The 21972-nt window shown below is 57.4% G+C and carries 16 protein-coding genes and 1 tRNA gene; 10 read left to right on the top strand and 7 right to left on the bottom strand.

The features are described from left to right. Window positions 1–249 precede the first annotated feature (249 nt). On the bottom strand, window positions 250–771 hold the full coding sequence (locus ACLGGT_RS18450; RefSeq protein ID WP_437197156.1) for a hypothetical protein: 522 nt from the start codon (window positions 769–771) through the stop codon (window positions 250–252). 230 nt (window positions 772–1001) lie between these two features. Between ACLGGT_RS18450 and ACLGGT_RS18445 the strand changes: the two genes are divergently transcribed. Continuing rightward, the gene (locus ACLGGT_RS18445; RefSeq protein WP_437197154.1) at window positions 1002–2156 is read left to right on the top strand and encodes an alpha/beta hydrolase; all 1155 of its coding nucleotides are present in this window, start codon (window positions 1002–1004) and stop codon (window positions 2154–2156) included. Between the two features lie 398 nt (window positions 2157–2554). Then, entirely contained in the window at window positions 2555–5617 is a 3063-nt protein-coding gene (locus tag ACLGGT_RS18440; protein WP_437197153.1) for a calcium-binding protein, read from the top strand. A 218-nt stretch (window positions 5618–5835) separates the two neighbouring features. Here ACLGGT_RS18440 and ACLGGT_RS18435 read toward each other — a convergent pair whose 3' ends face one another. Then, a complete protein-coding gene (locus tag ACLGGT_RS18435; RefSeq protein ID WP_037298811.1) occupies window positions 5836–6792 on the bottom strand; it encodes a LysR family transcriptional regulator in 957 nt (318 codons plus the stop codon). Window positions 6793–6919: 127 nt separating this feature from the next. On the opposite strand from ACLGGT_RS18435, the gene ACLGGT_RS18430 reads away from it, so the two are divergent. The 7 genes from ACLGGT_RS18430 to ACLGGT_RS18400 all read left to right on the top strand — a co-directional run bounded on the left by ACLGGT_RS18430 (window position 6920) and on the right by ACLGGT_RS18400 (window position 15870). Then, entirely contained in the window at window positions 6920–7930 is a 1011-nt protein-coding gene (locus tag ACLGGT_RS18430) for a TAXI family TRAP transporter solute-binding subunit (RefSeq protein ID WP_037298807.1), read from the top strand. A gap of 82 nt (window positions 7931–8012) precedes the next feature. After that, complete coding sequence (locus tag ACLGGT_RS18425; RefSeq protein WP_008283006.1) at window positions 8013–10238, top strand: TRAP transporter permease; 2226 nt, start codon at window positions 8013–8015, stop codon at window positions 10236–10238. 3 nt (window positions 10239–10241) lie between these two features. Beyond that, window positions 10242–11480, top strand: a complete 1239-nt coding sequence (locus tag ACLGGT_RS18420; RefSeq protein WP_437197149.1) for an NAD(P)/FAD-dependent oxidoreductase — start codon at window positions 10242–10244, stop codon at window positions 11478–11480. A 248-nt stretch (window positions 11481–11728) separates the two neighbouring features. Beyond that, window positions 11729–12853, top strand: coding sequence for a glycosyltransferase (locus ACLGGT_RS18415; RefSeq protein ID WP_437197147.1), 1125 nt, complete (start codon window positions 11729–11731; stop codon window positions 12851–12853). A gap of 144 nt (window positions 12854–12997) precedes the next feature. Further along, complete coding sequence (locus ACLGGT_RS18410) at window positions 12998–13732, top strand: hypothetical protein (protein ID WP_437197145.1); 735 nt, start codon at window positions 12998–13000, stop codon at window positions 13730–13732. Window positions 13733–13878: 146 nt separating this feature from the next. Then, window positions 13879–14487 (top strand): sulfotransferase family 2 domain-containing protein, encoded by a 609-nt coding sequence (locus tag ACLGGT_RS18405; RefSeq protein WP_081506300.1) that lies wholly within the window; start codon window positions 13879–13881, stop codon window positions 14485–14487. 21 nt (window positions 14488–14508) lie between these two features. After that, entirely contained in the window at window positions 14509–15870 is a 1362-nt protein-coding gene (locus tag ACLGGT_RS18400) for a sulfatase family protein (protein WP_437197144.1), read from the top strand. A 397-nt stretch (window positions 15871–16267) separates the two neighbouring features. On the opposite strand, the gene ACLGGT_RS18395 is transcribed toward ACLGGT_RS18400, so the two are convergent. Both ACLGGT_RS18395 and ACLGGT_RS18390 read right to left on the bottom strand, forming a co-directional pair. Continuing rightward, window positions 16268–16342: transfer RNA gene (locus ACLGGT_RS18395), tRNA-Asn, on the bottom strand. 58 nt (window positions 16343–16400) lie between these two features. Continuing rightward, a complete protein-coding gene (locus tag ACLGGT_RS18390; RefSeq protein ID WP_375553484.1) occupies window positions 16401–17333 on the bottom strand; it encodes an MBL fold metallo-hydrolase in 933 nt (310 codons plus the stop codon). Between the two features lie 39 nt (window positions 17334–17372). Here ACLGGT_RS18390 and ACLGGT_RS18385 point away from each other — a divergent pair, with 39 nt between their 5' ends. Further along, window positions 17373–18659 carry an ATP-binding protein gene (locus tag ACLGGT_RS18385; RefSeq protein WP_008282998.1) on the top strand — a complete coding sequence of 429 codons (1287 nt, stop codon included), beginning with the start codon at window positions 17373–17375 and terminating at the stop codon, window positions 18657–18659. Window positions 18660–18710: 51 nt separating this feature from the next. Here the strand turns inward: ACLGGT_RS18385 and ACLGGT_RS18380 are convergent, their stop codons facing one another. The 3 genes from ACLGGT_RS18380 to ACLGGT_RS18370 all read right to left on the bottom strand — a co-directional run bounded on the left by ACLGGT_RS18380 (window position 18711) and on the right by ACLGGT_RS18370 (window position 21882). Next, the gene (locus ACLGGT_RS18380) at window positions 18711–20231 is read right to left on the bottom strand and encodes a DEAD/DEAH box helicase (RefSeq protein WP_151979334.1); all 1521 of its coding nucleotides are present in this window, start codon (window positions 20229–20231) and stop codon (window positions 18711–18713) included. Window positions 20232–20428: 197 nt separating this feature from the next. Further along, entirely contained in the window at window positions 20429–21397 is a 969-nt protein-coding gene (locus ACLGGT_RS18375; protein WP_437197142.1) for a glycosyltransferase family 2 protein, read from the bottom strand. A gap of 41 nt (window positions 21398–21438) precedes the next feature. Beyond that, complete coding sequence (locus ACLGGT_RS18370; protein WP_008282995.1) at window positions 21439–21882, bottom strand: MaoC family dehydratase; 444 nt, start codon at window positions 21880–21882, stop codon at window positions 21439–21441. Window positions 21883–21972 lie beyond the last annotated feature (90 nt).

Genomic DNA, 21972 nt, shown 5'->3' with positions numbered 1-21972 from the left:
CCGGGTCTCCGTCACGGGGCAAAAGTGGAAAGGGCGCAAGCCTTGCACCGGCAAGGTCCATCGCGGAATGCGCGCGTGGCGGAATAAGAGGCTCTGGGTGGCATTGCAGGCGCTCGCGTTTGGTACCGTGCCAGAAATGCTATGTGCCCTTTGAATTTAGAGCAAGCGATGAGGCGCTCGAAATGGCCAGTCACCCCGGGCGCATCGCGGCTCTATTCCCTCAACATCTGGTCATCAGGAATGTGCCCGTCAGCGGCACGTATTCACCAGCGCCTCAAGGTCGGTGAAGAGGCGCGCGACCCGGTCAATTGCGCGCTGATCCACCTCATTCAGATCTACCCTTGCCCCGGATATCCCGTCCCGGTGGCACATTGTCCAACTGTTGTTTGGCAACTGCGTGATCCATCCCTTTTGCCGCAGAAGTTCAAGTTTGCGGCGCACGGTCTGGCGGGGAATGGCGGTCACATCGGCGATACGGGACGCGCTGATGCCCGGCCGCTCGAGGTTTGACAGGGACGGGTCTTGGTCGCGAATACCCGCATCGCGGACCGCCCTGAGCGTGACCTGACCGATGATGGCCAGAATAAGCATCTGCTGTAGGTCCCCACGAAAGGCGCGGCTAACGTCTTCTAGATGTTCGACGAAAAATTCGACAAAGCGATACTGGTAGTCGAGGTAATTCTCGGCGAAAATATCACGTATCTCGGTTGCGCGTCTGGATTTTGCCGTGGCCGCCCCGATTGTGCCTTTGGGTTCGGGCGATGTGCCCATGGTGAACGCTTTTCCTGACATCGGCTTTGTCGGCTCCCACGCTACAAAGGTCTAAAAAATCGCTTCGGTTCTGTCATCGCCCCTGAGGACATGCTCGTTTTGAGCAGGACGCCGCTATCGGTGGCCCCGGTCCTGCTATAACCCTTCTGGCTGAAGCTTGCGAAGTCAATCCTCAACCAAAGGTGTGTTCCGTCAGGGCCTTTGGGTGTCGTCGGAAGAAGAGTGCCCTTATGCCCACACGCACAGCCATTTCCATCTTTCAGGCCCACAAGATGGACCGCTGGCTTTGCTTCGGGGTGGTCTTGATCTGGCTTGCCGGATGCGCGCCGCGTGCGGATATGGTTCCCGATGCCGCCGCTCTGACGGGAGAGATCATCGTTCCGGTCTATGTCGGCACCACCCGCGCGCAAGAGGCGGCAGGGGGATGGTCGTCCAAGTTTGCGGGGCCTCTGACCTATGCAAGGGTGGACGTCAGCGTTCCAAAAACGCGCAGGCCCGGGATTGTGATGCTGCCGGGTATGCACCCGGACCCTGACAGGCATTTTTTGACGCGCGAGGTGGTCTCTTTCTCTGGTCGGGCTGCATTCCGCGAGGAGGTCGCGCGCGCCTTGGCCTCGGACCGGATCACCGACAAGGAAGTGGTGGTCACAATTCATGGGTTCAACAATACCTTGGGGGACGGGGTATTTCGAACTGCGCAGATGATCCGCGACTTTGATATAGACGCGTTGACCGTTCACTATGCTTGGCCGTCGCGGGGGGCGCCTCTGGGCTATGCCGCAGATCGGGATGCAGTTCTCATTGCGCGGGACGGGCTTGAACAGATGCTCGAGGATCTTGGGCGTGCGGGCGCGCGCGACATTGTCCTTGTCGCGCATTCGATGGGGGCCCAGTTGACGATGGAGGTGCTGCGCCAAATGGCGATCCGCAAGGACGAGGCAATGTTGTCGCGGATATCTGCGGTGGTCCTGCTCTCGCCAGACATTGCCCCGTCGGTGTTTCGCGCTCAGGCAGAGGCCATCGGTGACTTGCCTGATCCGTTTGTCATTTTCACCTCGCAGAACGATCCCGCCTTGCGACTGTCCGCACGGTTGACGGGCGTTCCCAGGCGTCTTGGAAATATAACGGGCGTTGAGGAGGTGGCCGGGTTGAATGTGACAGTCATCAACCTGTCGTCCGCCCAAGACGCGGCTTCGAACCATCTTGCTGCGCTGACATCGCCCTCAGTTATCAGCTTTCTCAAGCAAACCGAAGCCGTGCGACGTAACCTTGAGACGGATCCCTCTGGGCGGGCGGGGCTTCTTCCGGGGACAATGCTGCTGGCCCAAGAGGCCACAGCGATCATGCTTGCGCCAGTCGCATTGATGGAACGCGCAGGCAACTGACAGCGATGGGTTGTTCAATTTGCGTGGTCGCGGAAGTCTTGAACCATCTGCCACTTGTTTGCCGCGCGGCTGTCAGATTGATCAAAAACTGCAAGCCGCCCCTTGATATGCGCAACAGCAATTCTTTGCGGCAAGTGATGGGTGTGAGGGCCGGGGATGGGCCCCTGTTTGCTGCGGTGGTGGCAAAGAAGCGGCACTGGTACGGTCAGTGACGATTGTCGTCTCTATACTTGTTAAGGTTGGCTTCTTTTCCAAACGCGGGCGCGATCCGGTTTCGCCAAGGTAGCCTGATCCATCTTTGAAAGCCCGCGACCTTAAGTTTTTTCTGTCGTGTCTGAAACTTTGGGCGGCGGTGTCCCGTGACTGCTCTGTGATGCATGCAAACGGGAGGTCAAACCATGGCACATCTAGCGACGAACTATTCCTCTTTTGAAACCTTTCTGCGGGGCGCTGAGTCTACCTATACTGTAGATTTCATTGCTCTCAACGGCTCGGGTGTCAGTGGAACAGCGATCCTTGCGATTGGTGCGCCTGAAGCCACCGGCGAACAATATCTGAACGTCTCCATCACCGTAGAGGGCATGGAGCCTAACCAACCTGTTCCGCAGCATATTCACGGTCTTTTTGATCTGGAGGGAAATCCTGTTAACTCACAAACCCCGGATATCAACAGTGATACTGACCGGGACGGATTGGTGGAAGTGCTGGAAGGGGTAAGCCAATATGGCGACGTGCTCTTAACTCTGACCGAAGACGGCGCTGCTCCCATGACCAATGCGGATGGTTCTTTCACCTATATTCGGGCCTTTGACCTGAACGATGCGGCAAATTTCTTTAGCCCTGTCACAATGAATGATTACTTGGGCGCGGATATTCTTCCACTCACCTTGCGGGAAATCGTTCTGCATGGGGTGTCGGTGCCAAATGGCATTGGGGCAGGGACACCGGGCGAGGTAAATGGCCTTCAGGATGGTTTTGTTCCTATTCTGCCTGCGGCGGCGGGTGAGATCGAGGAGATCACGCTGGAACAAGCGCTGTCGCTTCTTGACGAACAGCGGGCCATGGGCGGTGTCACCCTCGCGTTGGGCGATACGGGCGAGACCGTGACAGGCACGGAAGGCGACGATGTCATCATCGGCGGGGCAGGCGATGACGTGCTCATCGGACTTGGCGGCAAGGACACCCTGACAGGCAACGGCGGCAGTGACGACATTGACGGCGGCCAAGGGGATGACGTGATCATGGCAGGCAGCGATGCCAATATCCCGAATGGCGCTGATACTGGGGCCTCGGGTGCATTGCCGCGCACGGAATACGACAACGGCTATGCCGGAGGTGACGGAGACGACCTGATTATCGGTGGCGCGGGGGATGACATCATCACCGGCGATGACGATAGCCGCGTTTCGACCGCCACAGGGGGCGTGTTTGATGCAGGTGCCGACGGATCGGATACGATCTTTGGCGGCGCGGGCAATGACGAGATTCACACCGGAAGCTGGTCGGATGGCGATGAGGGTCTGAGCAATATCTCGACCGGCGTCATGGGAGATGTGGCCCACGGTGGGGACGGCGATGACATCCTGCGCGGTGCGGGTGGCGACGATATCCTCAACGGCGATGCTGGCAATGACGATGTCGGTGGCGGCGGCGGTGCAGATAGCATCACAGGCGGCGCGGGCGATGATGTGCTGTTCGGCAATGCAGGTGCAGATGTGCTTGATGGCGGCACGGGCAATGACACGCTGATGGCTGGGCCGGGCGACGATGACGACCCGTTCAATGCCGCCAGCTTTGGGGCTTCGGGGGCGCTTCCCCTGTCGGAATACGACAATGGCTATGCTGGCGGTGCGGGTGATGACCTGATCGAAGGTGGCGCGGGGGATGACATCATCACCGGCGATGATGATAGCCGCGTTTCGACCGCCACAGGGGGCGTGTTTGATGCAGGTGCCGACGGATCGGATACGATCTTTGGCGGCGCGGGCAATGACGAGATTCACACCGGAAGCTGGTCGGATGGCGATGAGGGTCTGAGCAATATCTCGACTGGCGTCATGGGAGATGTGGCCCACGGTGGGGACGGCGATGACATCCTGCGCGGTGCGGGTGGCGACGATATCCTCAACGGCGATGCTGGCAATGACGATGTCGGTGGCGGCGGCGGTGCAGATAGCATCACAGGCGGCGCGGGCGATGATGTGCTGTTCGGCAATGCAGGTGCAGATGTGCTTGATGGCGGCACGGGCAATGACACGCTGAGGGCTGGGCCGGGCGACGATGACGACCCGTTCAATGCGGCCAGCTTTGGGGCTTCGGGCGCGCTTCCCCTGTCGGAATACGACAATGGCTATGCTGGCGGTGCGGGTGATGACCTGATCGAAGGTGGCGCGGGGGATGACATCATCACCGGCGATGATGATAGCCGCGTTTCGACCGCCACAGGGGGCGTGTTTGATGCAGGTGCCGACGGATCAGATACGATCTTTGGCGGCGCGGGCAATGACGAGATTCACACCGGAAGCTGGTCGGATGGCGATGAGGGTCTGAGCAATATCTCGACCGGCGTCATGGGAGATGTGGCCTTTGGCGGTGAAGGTGACGATATTCTGCGTGGTGCGGGTGGCAATGATTTCCTAGCTGGTGAGGCAGGGAACGACGACATTGGCGGCGGCGGCGGCGCGGACAGCATCGTTGGAGGTGACGGCAATGATGTGCTCTCTGGCAATGGCGGCGATGACATCATTTCCTCAGGGAATGGTGATGACGTGGCCATGGGCGGCGACGGGGATGATCGGATCGGTGGGGGGCTTGGAAATGACCAGCTGTCCGGCGATGCGGGCGACGATGTCATTGGCGCAGGCCTTGGTGACGACACCGCAGATGGCGGCGACGGGAATGATCTCGTCAATGGTGGCGGCGGTGACGATGTTCTGACGGGCGGGGCCGGGAACGACAGTATGGGCGGCAGCCAAGGAGCGGATACGCTGAGCGGCGGCGATGGCGACGACCTGATGGGGGGCGGCACCGGAATGGACGTCATGAGCGGTGGCGCTGGTAACGATCAAATGGGTGGCGGTTTTGGCAACGACATGGTGGATGGCGGTGTCGGCGATGACTTTGTTGCTGGCGGCAATGGCCGCGACACGCTTCTTGGGGGTGAGGGTAACGATACCATCAATGGCGGCAACGGCGACGATCAGATGCAAGGCGGGGACGGGGCGGATGTCTTTGTCTTCAACAGCTTCAATGCCGGAGAGGTTGATGTGATCTCGGATTTCGACACTGCGGGTGATCTGCTGGATCTGCGTGGAGTGATCGGCGGCTTTGAGGGTCTGAGCATTGCTGCGACAACCTTTGACGGTTCTGGTGCGACACAGGTCAGCTATCTGGACCACACGATCATACTGGTCGATGTAGAGGCGACAACGCTGGATGGTGGTGACTTCATCTTCGGCTGAGCCGGACATGGGGCAGGGCCCCTCGCCATCTGCGGGGGGCCCAACATATTCTGTCTGCGGAAAAGCGCACCTTGTGCCGGTAAACAAATGGATGTGGTGTTAAGCTCATCTCGGTTCTATGTGGAACCAGATCACTCGCTTTGGCCTAGGCTGATATCCGCAGTCGCAAGGCATCCTCGGACGACTCGAGGAGGTGCGCCGCGGCACCGACCTCGTGTTCACTCATTGGAGTAAATGTCCGTCATCGGATCTGCGCCAAGCACCGTCATGAGGCGTAGCACCTCGGCCTTCCATCCGTCTTTTACCCGCCTTGCCAACTGCGACATCGGGCGCAATCTGGGGACAAAAATGGCGCAATCATATCGAAGGTCTTGAGCGAGCGGACGAAATACCAACGCATCCCCGTTCAGCCTTGACTGCTGTTCGCTGGCCACGGTCATCGGATCGACGATGGCGCAGCATTGCCCTTGGGACACAAATTGCAAAAGCGGGATGAAAAACTGGCTTTCGATGATTTGATTGTACCGCGCGCCATGCCCCTGAAATGCCATGTGAATACGTTTTTGAAGCCAATGCGCGCTGTGCAAGCCGCCCATCGGTTGATCATGCAAATCTTCCCAAGATAGCGCGGCTTTTTGAGCTAAAGGATGCGCCTGAGGCAAGGCGCAGAAGCAGCGCGCAGAAAAGGTTTCTGCCGTCAAAAGACCTTTGCGCTTTTCAAGCTGAAAATCCAGATCCGCAAAGCCGAAATCAATGCTTTGGGTGGCCACCAACTCGAGGATCTGTTGCGAACTTCGCATCGTCAATGTCAGCTTGATATCCCTGAAATCGCCGAGAACCCGACTGATATATCCGGGGAAAAGATAACTGGATGGTCCGGGCATCGCGGCAACCTTCAGATTGCCGCTCGCGGCATCCCCGAGGCTTTTCATGGTGCGAGACACTGTAGACAGTCGGTCTAGCACTTCATCCGCCTCTGCCAGCAGGTAATAGGCCTCTGGCACCGGGATAAGGCGGCGCCCCTCACGTTCAAAAAGAGTGATACCGAGCGACGCTTCGAGTTCTCGCAAGGAAAGGCTGATCGCAGGCTGCGTGCGCCCCAAACGCCTCGCCGCCTGCGAGACGGACCCGGTAGCCATGACTTCACGAAAAACAGAGAGTTGCTGGAGCTTCACTATATAAGTTTTTCCTTGTTTTTTAGAGTTATAACAAATTTGTCTTTATCAACGCTACCATTAAGCTCGCGACCACGACAAACCTTCGCATCGCGGAGGTAAAGCCTATAAAAACGGGGAGTTTAGAATGGCATTGATGAAGAAAATGGCAGTGGCAGCTTTGGCAACGGCCTTGATGGCCGGCACGGCAATGGCCCAAAGCCCAACTTTTTTTCGCATTGGAACCGGCGGTGCGGGCGGAACTTACTTCCCGATTGGCGGAACGATCGCCAATGGGATTTCCTCTCCTCCCGGATCTCGACCCTGCGAAGAAGGGGGACAGTGCGGCGTTCCCGGACTGATTGCGATTGCACAATCTACAACCGCATCAGTTTTTAACAACGCGGCTGTGCAGAACGGCGAATTGGAAGCCGGCCTTGCTGCTGCCGACGTGACGCGTGAGATGTACCTTGGTGTTGGCACATTTGAGGGCAAAAAGCATGACAAGCTGCGACTTGTCGCCAACCTCTTTCCAGAAGACCTGCATCTTGTGATGCCCGCCGGGGCAACCTTGGACGGGTTGGGTGATCTGGCAGGCAAAAGGGTTGGCATTGCGCAGGCGGGGTCTGGCACCCAAGTGGCTGTTCTGAAAATGCTCGAAGAATGGGGTGTGAACCGCGACAACATGGAAGAGGCCGAGCTGAACAATTCGCAATCGGCTGAACGTCTGGCGGATGGGCAATTGGACGCCTTCTTTTATGCGGCGGGTTGGCCTGTGGCGGCGATGGTTCAGCTTGCCTCGACCAAGGGCATGACGCTGTATTCCTTCAGCGACGAAGAAATGCAGAAAATCAACGATGTGGTGCCTGCCTACATTCCCTCAAAGATCCCCGGTGGCGTATATGAGGGTATTGATAACGATACGATGACCCCTGCGGTTTCGGCATATCTTGTTGTCTCCTCGGATCTTTCGGACGATCTTGTTTACGGGATCACCAAGGCGCTCTGGAATGACAATACCCGCAACTTGCTCGACAATGGGCATGCGAAAGGCAAGCTGATCCGGCCGGAAACGGCGTTGAACGGGGTGGATAGCCTTGGGGTGCCGCTGCATCCCGGAGCAGAGCGCTTTTATCGCGAAGCAGGGCTGCTCAAGTAAGCCGTCTTCATTCTAGGAAACATTCCAAGCGATGCCCCCAGCGGGCATCGCAACCTCTTTTCATGAATGACAAGGCAGGCCCGTGACCAACAGCAGCAATGACCTGAGCGCCGAAGAACTGGCCAAGCTGACCCCAGAGCAGTTGGCCGAGATAGAGCGGAAATATGACGAAGGCGCTGCGACGCGCGCAGTAGGCCCAAACGTTGGCATGGTCTTGCGCGCCGTGGCACTGGTCTTTGCGCTTTATCACTTTGTGACTGCGGGGTTTGGTCTTCCGGCCGATCATTGGCACATGGGCTGGCATCTTTCGGGATTATTCATTCTCACCTACGCGCTCTTTCCAATTTTCAAGAGTGACAGCGCCTTTGCAATGAAGGTCAGCCGCCTTCGGCTGGGGAATATCCCCCTTTATGATCTGGTCTTCATGGCATTGGGCGTGGCGTCATCGCTGTATGTGGGCCTGGCGTGGCGCGGCATTCCGGCGCTTGGCATCGAGGAACAAACTTTCCGAATGGGTAATCCCAACGGGTATGACGTATTTTTTGGTGTCATTATAATCCTGTTGGTTTTGGATATTGCACGGCGGACACTTGGTTGGGTTTTGCCGCTCATCATCTGCGTATTCATTTCCTACGCGCTTTTCGGGACCTATTTTCCCGGTTTGTTGCAGCATCCCGGCGTGAATTTCAAAACTTTCGTCTCGTCGATGTATTTCCCGCAAGAGGGTATTTTCGGTGTCACCCTTTGGGTCGTTTCAACAATTGTATTTCACTTTGTCCTGTTTGGCGTCATCGCGCAGCGCACCGGTTTGGGGCAATTATTCATAGACAATGCAACCATTCTTGCCGGGCGCTATGTCGGTGGTCCGGCAAAGGTGTCGGTCGTATCCTCTGCATTTTTCGGGACAATCTCCGGCTCTTCCGTTGCGAACACAGTGTCGACGGGGGCCCTTACCATTCCGAATATGAAACGGCTGGGCTACCCCGGACATTTTGCAGGTGGCGTTGAGGCCGCTGCCTCGGCGGGTGGTCAAATTACGCCGCCGATCATGGGCGCCGCAGCCTTCATCATGGCAGAGTTTCTACAGCTACCCTACACCACAATCGTGATTGCAGCGATTGTCCCGGCGGTATTGCATTACGTCGGTGTGTTCGCTGTGGTGCACCTAATGGCCTTGAAACTTGGCTTGAAGGGCATGGCAAAGGACAGCCTGCCCCAATTCGCGGCCGTATGGCGAGAAGGCTGGGCGAATATCATTCCCTTGATCGGCCTGCTGGTTGTGCTTTTCTCTGGCTACACGCCTTACATGTCTGCGTTTTGCGGCATCTCTCTGGCAGTGATCGCGGGCATGGCGCGGTTACGTGAACCGACCACTTTGATCTATCCTGCGGCCTTCATTGCCTTTGTTTTGTGGAAATGGATGGGCCAAGGATTTGAGGGGCAAATGGCCCTGCTGCTTGTGATCGGTGCGGTTGTTGCCACCTTGAACCCGCAAGCGCGTATTCGGCTGCCTCAAATGGCAGAGTCGCTAGAAGTGGGTGTAAAATATGCCCTGGCTGTCGGGGCGGCCTCGGCGGCTGTGGGCATTGTCGTCGGTGTCATCAATACCACGGGTATTGGGTTTCGCATGGGCTTTATGGTGACCCAAGGCGCGGGTTCGATGGCCATGAGCTTGAATGATATGTTCACCTTTGGCGGTTGGGAAATGATCTCAACCCCAGATCTGCAATTGTTCCTGTCACTGGTGTTCATCGCGATTTCTTGCATCTTGATGGGGGCAGGCGTTCCGACGACAGCGCTTTACATCATGCTTGCGTCGGTGGCTCAGCCTGCTCTGGCACAGCTTGGCGTGCCTCCGATCGCCAGCCATATGTTTGTGCTCTACTATGGTGTCGTATCGGAAATTACGCCCCCCGTTTGTACTTCGGCCTATGCGGCGGCGGCCATCGCCAACTCCAATCCTTTCCGGACAGGTGTGTCAGCCTTTACCTTGGGCTTGGGCAAAGTCGTCGCGCCAATGGCCTTTGTGTACGCGCCTGTCCTGCTTATCGTTTCCTCAACGGGATTTGATTTATGGGAGTTCACCTATACCGCCACGAGCTGCATTTTGGGGGTTCTGGCGCTTTCAATGGCGGTTGTTGGATACTGGAAGGCCCCGATGGGTGCCTTCATGAGAGTATTGCTGGCAGTGTCGGGCATAGTGTTCATTGCGCCCTCGCTGCAGGCCGATTTGATTGCCGCGTTGATTGCTGCTCCGGCCATTTTGAGCCAGCTTTTCAAACGGCGTTCAACACCTGCGGCGGTCTGAGGTATGGACGGTCATGTAACCATCATCGGTGCCGGTATTGTCGGGATTTGCACGGCGATTTCCCTTTGTGAGCGTGGTTTCTCGGTACGCCTGATTGACAGAGGCATACCCGGACAAGAAACCTCTTTCGGGAATGCCGGTGTTATCTCTCCGTGGTCCATTATCCCGCAATCCATGCCAGGGATATGGAAGACTCTGCCTGGATTGCTATTGGGCCGAGATAGCCCACTTTCGGTGCGACCCCGCTTTTGGCCGCGCATGATCCCTTGGGGGCTGCGCTTCTTACGACACGCAACAGAGGAAAAGGCGCGTGCCGCGTCCGATTGTATGGAGTATCTGTGCGGTCCATCCGTGGACCTATATCGCCGTCTTCTTGCCGGAACCGGACATGAGGATTTGCTTGCTGAGAGCTATTATATCCACGCCTTTCGCACTGCGGACAAAGCCAGTCTGAAGAACCTTGATTACCGCATCCGTGTGGAAAAGGGCGGGGATCTGGCTCTGATAGGTCCAAGGGAGTTGCAGACGCTGGAGCCCGGACTTTCGTCTGACTTCAGGGCCGCGGTGGTGATCAAAGGTCAGGCGCGTGCCCGCGCACCCGGTCAGCTTGGTCAGGTCCTGACCGCGAAGGCGCGGGGGCTTGGGATCGAGGTGGTTCAGGCTGAAGTGATCCGTCTGTCGCATCAAAATGGCAGCTGGACGATTTTCGCCAAAGGCCAAAATTTCACAGCACCGCGCGTTGTCCTGGCTGCGGGGGTTTGGTCAGCAGACTTGCTGCGGGCCCTTGGGATCACCCTGCCTCTGGTGGCCGAGCGCGGGTATCATGTGGAGTTTGCGGCCCCCGGTGTCACTCTCAATCACTCGGTGATGGATGTCGATGGCAAGGCCGTCGCCAGTTCCATGCTTGGCGGATTGCGTTTGGCTGGTACCGCAGAGTTTGCGGCCATTGACGCGCCACCTGATCCCCGGAAACAAGCTATTCTGACACGTCAAGCCAAGGCGATGTGCCCTGATCTAAGCACTGCGCAAGGGTCCTTCTGGATGGGCCGCAGACCTTCATTTCCCGACAGCTTGCCCGCATTGGGCGCGGTGCCGGGGCAGGATGGTCTCTTTGCGGCTTTCGGGCACAGCCATTATGGGCTGATGATGGCCCCCAAAACCGGCGAAGTTTTGGCGGATATCATATCAGGATGCCCCGCAAATGCCCCGCTTGATGCCCTCAAAATGGATCGGTTTCTCTAGGTCCGTAGTGTTCAGCTCAGCGAAAAGCCACCTGACGCCTTCTGCGAGTTGCGAGAGTAACATGGGGATAGTTTAAATCACTCTATGGTCGAAGGATTTGTGAGCAAAGACCTTGATACGGATGGTTGCATTCGCGATATTCGACGCAATCGCGGTCTAGGCTGAACGCTTAGATTGCGCAGCCTTGAAGAAGCTTTGGGAGTAGCGGCATCAAAGTCCTGTTTCTTGTGTCAAGCGCCTATGGGCACATGGATTTTGGCGGTCTGGGGTTCTTGCGCCTTAGCCAGAAGTTTGAGGCCGCAGGGCACAGCAGCGTGTGGATCACATATGGGGATCAAGTCGCGCGGTTACGCGGACATGGCTGCGACGTGGAGCAAGCGGGCGATCTGAACCGGCTGCGCCTGATGCCCATGCCGCATATCGACGACATAGCGAAAAACCCAGCAGGACATGACGGTAGGGTCGCAAGTTTGCGGCGCGTTATGGAGCGCATTGCGCAGCATCGGCCTGACATGGTCTTTATCGACCGCCTGCTTGTAGGAGCTGGACTTGCTGTCGCTCAGCTTGATGTGCCTTATGCGGCGATGGGAACGCCGGGTGGGTATTGGCGTTTCTTCCCAGACCCGGCCCAAGGGCACCTCAATATTCACTCTTGGCCGGAGCCGGTTAAGGAGTATCATGATCTTGGTGAGCGCTTGAAGGACGAGCTTGGCTGGCAGAAGGGCGGGCTGGACAGTGGATGGCTCCGATCACCGTATCTGAACGTGCAGTTTCTGCCGACGCGGTTCTATGCGCACGTGAACGATCCAGCGAGCATCAGCATCCACAACCATACCTCGCCCGCGCTCGCACCCAATGTCCGCCGTATCGGGGTGTCCTTCGGAAATCAGGGTTCCACAGAACATCTGTTACGCCTCACAGAGGCGCTGATCGCAAACATACCCGAAGGCAACGGTGTAAGCCTTTTTTTAGGCAATCATCCTGACCTGCACGCGCATTTCCACTCGGTCAGTCGTGGCAAGGATGTCGAATTGCACCAGTGGATTGAATTCAATACGGTAATGCCGGGTCTATCGTCGTTTCTGTTTTTGGGTGGTGTCGGCACGATCTGGCACTGTTTGCAAAACGGCGTACCGATGATCGTAGCCCCCGGATTTATCGGGGATCAGCTGGAAAACGCCCGACGAATTGCGGCACTTGGGCTTGGCGCACATATGGCCGAAGACCAGCCATGCGAGGACATCGCGGCCATTGTTCAACGTGTAACCATGGATGCAGATATTCGAAACCGTCTGGCCGAGGCACGCGAGCCAGCCTCTTTTTCGCATACGATGGACAGCTTTTTCGAACTCATATGCGATTTGACCAGATGATCCTGTTCTGCAAGCTGTGTTGCGGGGTAACCATTTTAGTGTCAACGAGCAGAGAGACGACATCGACCGGCGTGACGAATTAAACTACATACCAAATCGGACCAACGTGAGCGATGGTTCTTCGGCACAGCAGGGCGGCTTTAGATGGCAAATACCTACGCGGCAAAGACTGTTTGCATCCTTGGGATGCATCGGAGCGGAACGAGCTGTCTGGCTGGATGTCTGGAGGAACGCGGTCTGTTTCTTGGTGATGTGATCAATTTTGCCAAGTTCAATCGACGGGGCAACAAGGAAAACCCCGAGATCATGCAAATCAACAATGACCTTCTGAAGCTGAATGGCGGCACTTGGGACAATCCACCCGAAGAGATGCGATGGAGCGATGAGCTTCGGGCGCGTCGGGATGCACATATTGCATCCCTTGCCAGCCGTCCGATTTGGGGATTCAAGGATCCACGCACCGTTTTCACATTGCCATTCTGGCAGGAGGCGGTGCCGAATATGCACTATGTCGCCACCTTTCGTGACCCCTTTGCCGTGGTTCGCTCACTTCAGCGCCGTGGCCCCAACCTACTCCCCGTTATCGCCCCCATTGATTTGTGGATGAAATATAACCTTCGACTGCTGCAGCATATCACGGCCCATGACATCCCGCTGGTCAGTTTTGACTGGCCTGCCGATGTTTATAACAAGGCGGTGGATTATATTTCCAATAGCTTTGGTGTCTCGACGGAAGGCCTGACAGAGGCGCCTTTTTACGAACAGAGCCTGCGCACAAGCGATGAGGACGAAGGGATGACGCAGTCAATGGAGCCTGAAGTTCGCATGGTCTACGAGGCGCTATTAGAGAGGGCTATGCCCGTCACTGACTTTGTGTAAGCGGCTGTCGCATGTCCACCCAAACGGCCAAGATGACCCCGTAGATGTTTATCAGTTTGCAGGCAACCCGTCGGTCATATAAACCGCTAAGACGAGATAACGCCCAGGGATATATCAGGTCCATATATCGGGAGGGCCGCACTACGATGCTTTCTAGCTCATTCAATTTTATCTTTATTCACGTGCCAAAGACGGGCGGCAATTCAATTCAAAAGGCTCTCTTACCCTACAGTGATGATCGCATTGCCTTGATTGGACCTCACCACGACGGGATAAATCGATTTGAGATACGTTCTCCTGAATTCCAAATTCACAAGCACGCGACGTTGGAGGATTATCGACGCCAATTGGACCAGGAGCGCTATGCGCGGCTGATCAAAGTTACCTGCGTGCGAAATCCGTGGGACCGCTGCGTCTCGTATTATTTTTCGCCGCACCGCGGAGCTGTGGTGTGGTCAGAGCAGGACTTCGCGCATTTTATCAGCAATACGGTCCATCCTCATGCGCACTATCTTACCCTTGATGATCTGAAGAGCGATCCGTTTGACAACGTCGATGTCATCTTGAAGTACGAAACTCTTGAGATGGATTTCAAGGCACTTTGCGGACGGCTTGGGCTTGGTGACGTCGCTCTTCCGCGCCTCAATGCTTCTGTGCGCGACGCCTATAGATCCTATTTCGTCCGAGACGATGTTATCGAACTCGTGGCCGAAAAATTCGCGCCCGAGATTGATCGTTTCGGTTACTCCTTTTGATCCCTTACGCGGTTCCTGCCCATGCAACCAAATATCGTCATCATCAATCCAGATCAAATGCGGTGGGACTACGCCTCGTGTCAGGGCCATCCGTTCATTGCTACCCGGCACTTGGACCGGCTGGCAGCGATGGGAACGCGGTTCAGCCACGCCTTTGCGGCAAGCCCTATGTGTGGGCCGAGCCGGACGAGTTTTCTAACTGGGAAATATCCTATCGAACACGGCATTCGGCAATATGGTGGCACCTACGATCAGGCGCAGCCCAATGCCCTGCGCGTGCTGGGTGACGCGGGCTATGTGCGAGGGATTTGGGGCAAGGACCACACCTTCAAAGGAAATGTGATTGGTAGCCTGTATGATGAAGGCGAGGACATCTGCCTAGGGATCATGGGTGGCCACCCAGACTATATAAACGCATGGGACAGCACGAGCCTTGATGTTGGGTCAAAGTGGAACCTGACCAAGCGTCTCACAGATGAGGGGCTCGCGTTTATCCATCGCCAAGCTCGGACAAGCCAGCCATTCTTTTTGACCCTCAATTATCAGGACCCGCATCCATTTTTTGCCTGTCCTGAACCCTACTCGTCCTTGTTTCACCCAGATCAGTTTGAGCTTTCGCCAAATTATCGCAAGGCGCCAGTGGACGGAGAAATCACCCGGCTGACAAACTGGCGCATTCACAGCAATGAAATCAACATGCCGGTCGCAGAGCTCAAACAGGCGATGGCGATCTACGCCGGGCAGATCCGGTATGTTGACGATCAGGTTGGGCGTATTCTGAACGAGCTTGAGGCTCTAGACCTGCTTGAAAACACGATCGTCCTCTTCTGGAGCGACCACGGTGAATTCATTGGTGATTTTGGTGTGATCCACAAGATTCCAGCGTTTTACGAGTGCTTGATCCGGGCGCCGATGGTGATTTGGGATCCGACCGGGCGCGTGCCGCGCGGCGTGTGTTCTGGCTTGGTCGAGCTGATGGACGGCATGGCGACAGTTCTCGATCTATGCGGTCTCAAGCAGCCAGAAGGCTCGCATGCCCGGTCGATGGCGGGCACGGTGGTGGGACGACGTGACGTTTACGCCGATTCAGGCATGCTTGTGCGACAGCCCCTAGAGCCGATATCCGGCCATGTCATCAAAGGGGCAATGCCACCGACGGCGTTTGGACCTGGATCAATGCTGCGTACGGAGGACTGGAAGCTATGCCTTTACGGTGAGGACAAAGGCGAATTGTTCGATCTGCGGCGGGATCGTTACGAGACGACGAACCTGTTTGGTGTGCCACGACATGCTCAAATCCAGGACGAGCTTATGCTGCGCCTCGCACAGCGCATGATGTGTTTGGGACAGATGCCCGAAGCGCTTCCTACCCTAAAAGTCTGATTGCAAAACAAAATCGGACTTTGGCGATTTATCGAGCTTACGCTGAAGCCGCGTAAGTCATACCGTTCTCTGCCATGTTCCATTGCTCACTCAAGCTACGCAACGCCTTCGCTCACGATATCCATACAACCTTCGACACACCAAGCGTCAAGGACAGATGCGCTACGTTGCGGATGAAGGCAGATGACTAAGACAGTAAAGAACTAGGCGAGTTTCGTGTGAATGCCACTGGCCAATTTGAGACCGCCGCAGTGGCTCTCATCATGAATTTGCTGAACCGGCCGCACTACGTTGCGAAGCAGCGCAGGACACCTCAAAAATGGCGCTACTAGGCTGAAATAAGCGACTAACCCAAGGAAAAGGGGTTAGCAGTTTCCCGCTAACCCCTTGAAATCTTTGGCTCCGGCGGTAGGGATCGAACCTACGACCAATTGATTAACAGTCAACTGCTCTACCGCTGAGCTACGCCGGAACACTTGGGCCGTATAGCAACCGGATTCGGGGAGGTCCAGAGGCTTTGTGACAAAAATTTAGGACGAGGTGCAGGTGGTTTGGAGGCGTGCGAATTTTGCGTCTGCCTGTAGTGCGCCGACTGGCGCGACTTGGGATTTCTGCATAAGGTCGATGAGATGCGCGAGCACGTTGCGGCGGGCCGCGGCGAGAAGGCTTTGTGGGGTGTCGGCATAGACGCGGCTGGTAATCTCGGTGGCGGTCAGCGGTGCCCGCGTGAGGGCCTCTAGGATTGCCGCCTCGCGCGCTTTGCGATGCGCGACGAGCCAGTCGACGCGGGCCTTGGGATGTTCGATCACTGCCCCGTGGCCGGGCAGAAAGCGCCGCGCCTTCAGCGCGCCAAGACGCGCGCAAGACCGCAGAAAATCTGTCAGATCGCCGTCTGGTGGCGAGACCAGAGAGCTGGCCCAGCCCATCACCAGATCGCCGGACAGCACGCTGTCTGCGATCTCAAAGCTCATGTGATTGCCGAAATGCCCCGGTGTCCAATGCGCGGTGATCTGCCAGTTATCCCCCATGATCCGTTCCCCGTCGCAGAGCACCAGATCGGGGGCAAACTCCGTATCCACGCCCTCACCACCGCCCATAAGCCCGCTTTCGGCAAGGCTCTGCATCACGGCGCTGCGCCCGGCGGTGGCATCGCCATAGGCCAGCACCGGTGCGCCGGTTTCAGCCGAGAGGCGCGCGGCAAGAGGGGAATGATCCAGATGCGCATGCGTGACAAGAATATGGCTCACGCTCTGGCCCGGACCCAAGGCCGCAAGGATCGCTGCGAGATGGGCAGGGGTGTCGGGGCCCGGGTCAATCACCGCAAGGCGGCGCGTGCCCACAAGATAGGTGTTGGTCCCCCAAAACGTCATGGGCGAGGGGTTGGGCGCAAGAATGCGACGGATCGCCTGTCCGACATCCTCGGCCATGCCTACAGGGGGGCTTTTTCCTTGGTCGGCTTGCATGGCTCTTCCTTATGGCTGCGCGCGCGGCTAGGTTTAGCCATGTCGTTGCGTTGGCTCAAACCCTATCTTCCGCGAAGTCTCTATGCACGGGCCGTGTTGATCCTGCTTTTGCCGGTGATCACGCTGCTCTTGGTGGTGTCGCTCGTGTTTGCCCAGAGGCTGTTTGACGATGTCACGCAGCAAATGGTTAAGACGGTGGCGCGCGAGGTGCGCTTGGTGCTTGATGAACCCGAAGGCAGCCCGGTGTCAGAAATGCTGGAAATCGAGCGGCGGCGGGTGCCCGCATCCGAGATGCCAGAGGCCGATGACTATGATTGGTTCGACCTTTCTGGAAGCGTGGTTATTCGCGAATTGCGTGGCTATTTCGAGGATCTCGAGCGTGTTTCACTGACCGATAATCAGTTTGTTATGCTTTATTTTCATAGGGATGGTGGGGTGGTCGAGCTTGTGTTTGACCGGCGCCGGGTGTCCGCTCGGCGGCCCTATCAAGTGCTGCTCAATCTGGCGTTCTATGGCATCCTCATGACCGTTGTCTCGTATGTCTACATGCGCAAACAGCTCAAGCCGATTACCCGGCTGGCTGAGGCGGCAGAGGCCTTTGGGCGCGGGCGGCATGTGCCCTATCGGGCCTCTGGTGCCCTAGAGGTGCGGGCTGCGGGCAATGCCTTTCTCGACATGCGGGCGCGGCTTGAACGGCAGATTGAGCAGCGTACGCTGATGCTCTCGGGCGTGAGCCATGACCTGAGAACGCCGCTGACCCGGCTGAGATTGAGCCTTGCGATGCTGGAGGATGAAGAGGCGGCCCCCATGCTGCGCGACGTGCGCGATATGGAGCGATTGCTGGAAGGGTTTCTGGCCTTTGCGCGCGGGGCGCATGAGGGCGAGCCGGAACCGGTTGATCCGATTGCGCTTGTGACACAGATTGTCGAAGATGCCCAACGCGCACAGAATGACGTGACTTTGGTAGAGGCACGGGGCGTGGGCACGGTGGCTTTGCGGGCGGAGAATATTCGCCGGGCAGTCGAGAACCTGATCAACAACGCGGTGCGCTATGGCTCGCGGGCTGAGGTTTCGGTGGTCATGACCGAAAAATCATTGAGAATCAGGGTTGAGGATGACGGGCCTGGGATTCCGCCTGATAGCAGGGACGATGCAATCAAGCCATTCACCCGGCTGGAACCTGCGCGAAACCAGAATCGCGGCATGGGGGTCGGCTTGGGCTTGTCCATCGTGCTAGATGTGGCGCGGGCACATGGTGGCACGCTGAGATTGGGAGAGAGCGCGCGGCTAGGTGGCCTGTGCGCGGATATTGTCATTGCGCGATGATCTCATCTCAGCGCGCAATGATTTTTGATAAAATGCTTCGAAAGTAACGGGTTACCCGGTGCGCCTCTCATCAAAGCTGAGTGCGATGAAGCTGGGCAGATGATCCCCAAGACCCATGACACGCGGCCCGCCACCGTGATCCTGACGCCCGCGGCCCTCTCTGTGGCGCGGGGCGTTATCGTCATTGCGGTCGCGATTGCGGTCCTGCCGGGGTTCCGGCGTCCGCTCGGGGCGGCGTTCCTGTGGGCGTTCCTGCGGTGGGGTCGCCTCAACTGCCTGTTCGGAAACGGTTTCCGGGGCCTTGTGGCTGGCGGCGGGACGCTCTTCGGGCTTTCCGCGGCTGACATTGCGTGCGCGGCGCGGTTTGGCGGGGCGCTCCTCGCTGCCCTGCGGCGGTTCGGTTTCTGTGGTCGGAGGGGTGAAGGTCACGGGGCTTTCGACCCGGGGAATTTCCTTTTGAATCAGGGATTCAACCCCGGCAAGGTTCTTTTCGTCGCGCGGGTTGCAGATCATCAGCGCCTTGCCGCTGCGCCCGGCCCGGCCGGTGCGCCCAATGCGGTGAACGTAATCTTCTGCATGGCTGGGCACGTCAAAGTTAAACACATGGCTGACCGCTGGCACGTCAAGTCCACGGGCGGCCACGTCAGAGGCGATCAGAAAGCGCAGCGTGCCTGCGCGAAAGCCGTCGAGTGTGCGTGTGCGCTGGCTTTGGTCCAAGTCACCGTGAATAGGTGCCGCATCATATCCGTATTTTATCAGAGACTTAGCGACCACATCTACATCAATCTTGCGATTGCAAAAGATGATGGCATTGCTACAGGCAGCACCTTCGCGGTCAATCAGCGCGCGCAGCAACTTGCGTTTTTCGCTATCGGCATTCTCACGGCGGGACGGTTTGAACATCACCACGCCTTGCTCGATCGTCTCGGAGGCGGTGGCCTGACGGGCAACCTCGACCCGAGCGGGGTTCGACAGGAAGGTATTGGTGATGCGCTCAATCTCGGGTGCCATGGTGGCAGAGAAGAAAAGCGTCTGACGGGTGAAGGGGGTGAGGCTGAAAATTCGTTCAATATCAGGGATAAAGCCCATGTCGAGCATACGGTCAGCCTCGTCCACGACCATGATCTGAACGCCGGTCAGCAAGAGCTTGCCGCGTTCGAAATGGTCGAGCAGACGACCTGGCGTTGCGATGAGAACATCAACGCCCTTGTCGATCAGCTTGTCCTGTTCCTTGAAGCTGACGCCGCCGATGAGCAGCGCCTTTGTGAGCTTTAAGTGTTTGGAATATGTATCAAAATTCTCAGCCACTTGGGCTGCGAGTTCGCGCGTGGGGCACAGGACCAAGCTGCGCGGCATGCGGGCGCGGGCGCGTCCACGTGACAAAAGCGAGAGCATGGGCAAGGTGAAGCTGGCAGTTTTGCCGGTGCCGGTTTGGGCGATGCCGAGAACGTCGCGGCCGACGAGCGCGTGAGGGATGGCTTCGGCCTGAATGGGGGTGGGCGTTTCGTAACCGGCCTCTTCGATGGCCTTTAACACCTTGGGATTCAGGTTCAGATCGGAAAATTTTGTCATGTGTATCCGTGGTTTACGGACGCAATCATGGCCCGTACGACTGATGCGGGTTCGGGCCCCTCATGGGCCTGTGGTTCTCCACATGGATGCCCCGCTGCGCTGCACTTACCTGAGAACGTCACCAGCGTCAATGCACCGCATAATCCGCGCAACAATCCAAGGGGTGCGGAGAGGGATTATGCAGTAACTGGAAACACTTAGCTATGTTCCGGAAAGTGGCGGGCGCGCTTTGCGTCAAGGTCGAGATTGATGTGATGAAGGTGGCCGTAAGACGCAAGGCGTTTATGCAACTCTGGGGTGGCGGTGCAGACCTCGGAGAAGAAGCGGCGCAGGGCGGGTTCCCCTCCGTCTTCCTCAAGCATGTGAAAAAATTCATGCATATTAAAGGCATAGCCGTCGGAGTGGGGGGCTGGCTTTAATTCGGCGCGGTAGGAACCCAGGCTGAGGCGGTAGCGGTAGGCGGCGAGCCAGTGATCCCAGGTGGCGGCATGATGGTGACAGAGGCGAAGCTCATGTAATTCCTCAGCTTTGTCATCCATCTCTTTGTTTCTAAATGCATTATGTATGCGCAGGCTGATATCTGGTTGCCCGGTCCGCACAAAGACCTTGCCTGCCACGTGGCTGAGGAATCCGCCGTTGAGATAGGGGCCGTAGGTGGGATAAATGGCGTTGGTCTGGGCGCGGCGGTCAGCCTGTGAGAGGGCGCAGGATTTGTAAGCTCTGTAAGGTTCGGCCTCGATTTTGTAAGGTCCGGGGTCCAATGCCTCGATGGGGCGAACACGGGCGCTGAGGCGGTCCGGGGCGACGCGCGCGAGACGGTCGGCGATGGGGATTTCGGACCAGAGAAACTCATCCACGTCGATATGTGCCAACCAATCGACCTGCGGACGTTTGTTAAGGCAGTGGGTGGCATTGAGGCTTTGGCGCGGTTGGTGTTTGTCGGGTCGTCCCTTGCGTGACCGGCGGTTCCAATAGTCGTCGTCACAAAGGATGACACGGCATTTTGGATGGGCGCGCAGGGCGGCTTCGGCCTGCGGGTCGGGGGCGTCGAGATAGACATGAACCCGGTGAGCGCCCAGATCGAGATGATGGGCGGCAAACGTGAGGATGTCGCGGGTGGGGGCCTTGATCGTGGCGACCACGCCCCAGTTGGGTGCTGCGTTCATGGGCACAGAATGCGGTCAGGCCGCAGCGCGCGCAAGAGCTGTCAGTCGAACTTGCGCGAGGGGGCCAGAACCGTGGCTTCGCCGATCAACACCTTTTTGCCATTCACCAGACAACGGCAGTCGAGTTGCACGCGGCGCTTGCCGTGGTCGATGCCGATCACCTCGACCTCTGCATGGACCATGTCGCCGGGACGCACGGGCGCGAGGAATTTCAGGGTCTGGCCCATGTAGACGGTGCCATGCCCCGGCAATTGCTCGCCAATCACCGCAGAGATGAGGCCGGCGGTGAGCATGCCATGGGCGATACGCCCCTCAAAGATGGTGTCTTGCGCATAATCGTCATCGAGATGCACCGGATTGCGGTCGGTAGAGACCTCGGCGAAGAGTTCGATATCGCGGTCGGTTACGACTTTGCGCAGATGGCGGGTCATGCCCATCTCGATGTCTTCGATGCAGATCGTGCCGCGTGGCATATTGTCCAACATTCGCCCCTCCAGTAGGTTTGGTGCGCAATTATTGGGCTGTATTTTGGCCCATGTTGGAATTTTATTACTTTGCGGATGCAGAAAAATCAA

Origin of the sequence: Roseovarius sp. MS2, from assembly GCF_051447875.1 — a bacterium.
In the GTDB taxonomy this organism is placed as follows: Bacteria; Pseudomonadota; Alphaproteobacteria; order Rhodobacterales; family Rhodobacteraceae; genus Roseovarius; species Roseovarius mucosus_A.
This window is presented reverse-complemented; position numbering and strand designations above follow the sequence as displayed.

Coding starts and splice junctions, on each gene's coding strand:
- ACLGGT_RS18400 (WP_437197144.1), top strand. CDS start 14,509: ATGCAACCAAATATCGTCATCATCAATCCAGATCAAATGCGGTGGGAC.
- ACLGGT_RS18445 (WP_437197154.1), top strand. CDS start 1,002: ATGCCCACACGCACAGCCATTTCCATCTTTCAGGCCCACAAGATGGAC.
- ACLGGT_RS18410 (WP_437197145.1), top strand. CDS start 12,998: ATGGCAAATACCTACGCGGCAAAGACTGTTTGCATCCTTGGGATGCAT.
- ACLGGT_RS18415 (WP_437197147.1), top strand. CDS start 11,729: ATGGATTTTGGCGGTCTGGGGTTCTTGCGCCTTAGCCAGAAGTTTGAG.
- ACLGGT_RS18385 (WP_008282998.1), top strand. CDS start 17,373: ATGTCGTTGCGTTGGCTCAAACCCTATCTTCCGCGAAGTCTCTATGCA.
- ACLGGT_RS18430 (WP_037298807.1), top strand. CDS start 6,920: ATGGCATTGATGAAGAAAATGGCAGTGGCAGCTTTGGCAACGGCCTTG.
- ACLGGT_RS18440 (WP_437197153.1), top strand. CDS start 2,555: ATGGCACATCTAGCGACGAACTATTCCTCTTTTGAAACCTTTCTGCGG.
- ACLGGT_RS18375 (WP_437197142.1), bottom strand. CDS start 21,397: ATGAACGCAGCACCCAACTGGGGCGTGGTCGCCACGATCAAGGCCCCC.
- ACLGGT_RS18405 (WP_081506300.1), top strand. CDS start 13,879: ATGCTTTCTAGCTCATTCAATTTTATCTTTATTCACGTGCCAAAGACG.
- ACLGGT_RS18380 (WP_151979334.1), bottom strand. CDS start 20,231: ATGACAAAATTTTCCGATCTGAACCTGAATCCCAAGGTGTTAAAGGCC.
- ACLGGT_RS18420 (WP_437197149.1), top strand. CDS start 10,242: ATGGACGGTCATGTAACCATCATCGGTGCCGGTATTGTCGGGATTTGC.
- ACLGGT_RS18370 (WP_008282995.1), bottom strand. CDS start 21,882: ATGTTGGACAATATGCCACGCGGCACGATCTGCATCGAAGACATCGAG.
- ACLGGT_RS18390 (WP_375553484.1), bottom strand. CDS start 17,333: ATGCAAGCCGACCAAGGAAAAAGCCCCCCTGTAGGCATGGCCGAGGAT.
- ACLGGT_RS18450 (WP_437197156.1), bottom strand. CDS start 771: ATGGGCACATCGCCCGAACCCAAAGGCACAATCGGGGCGGCCACGGCA.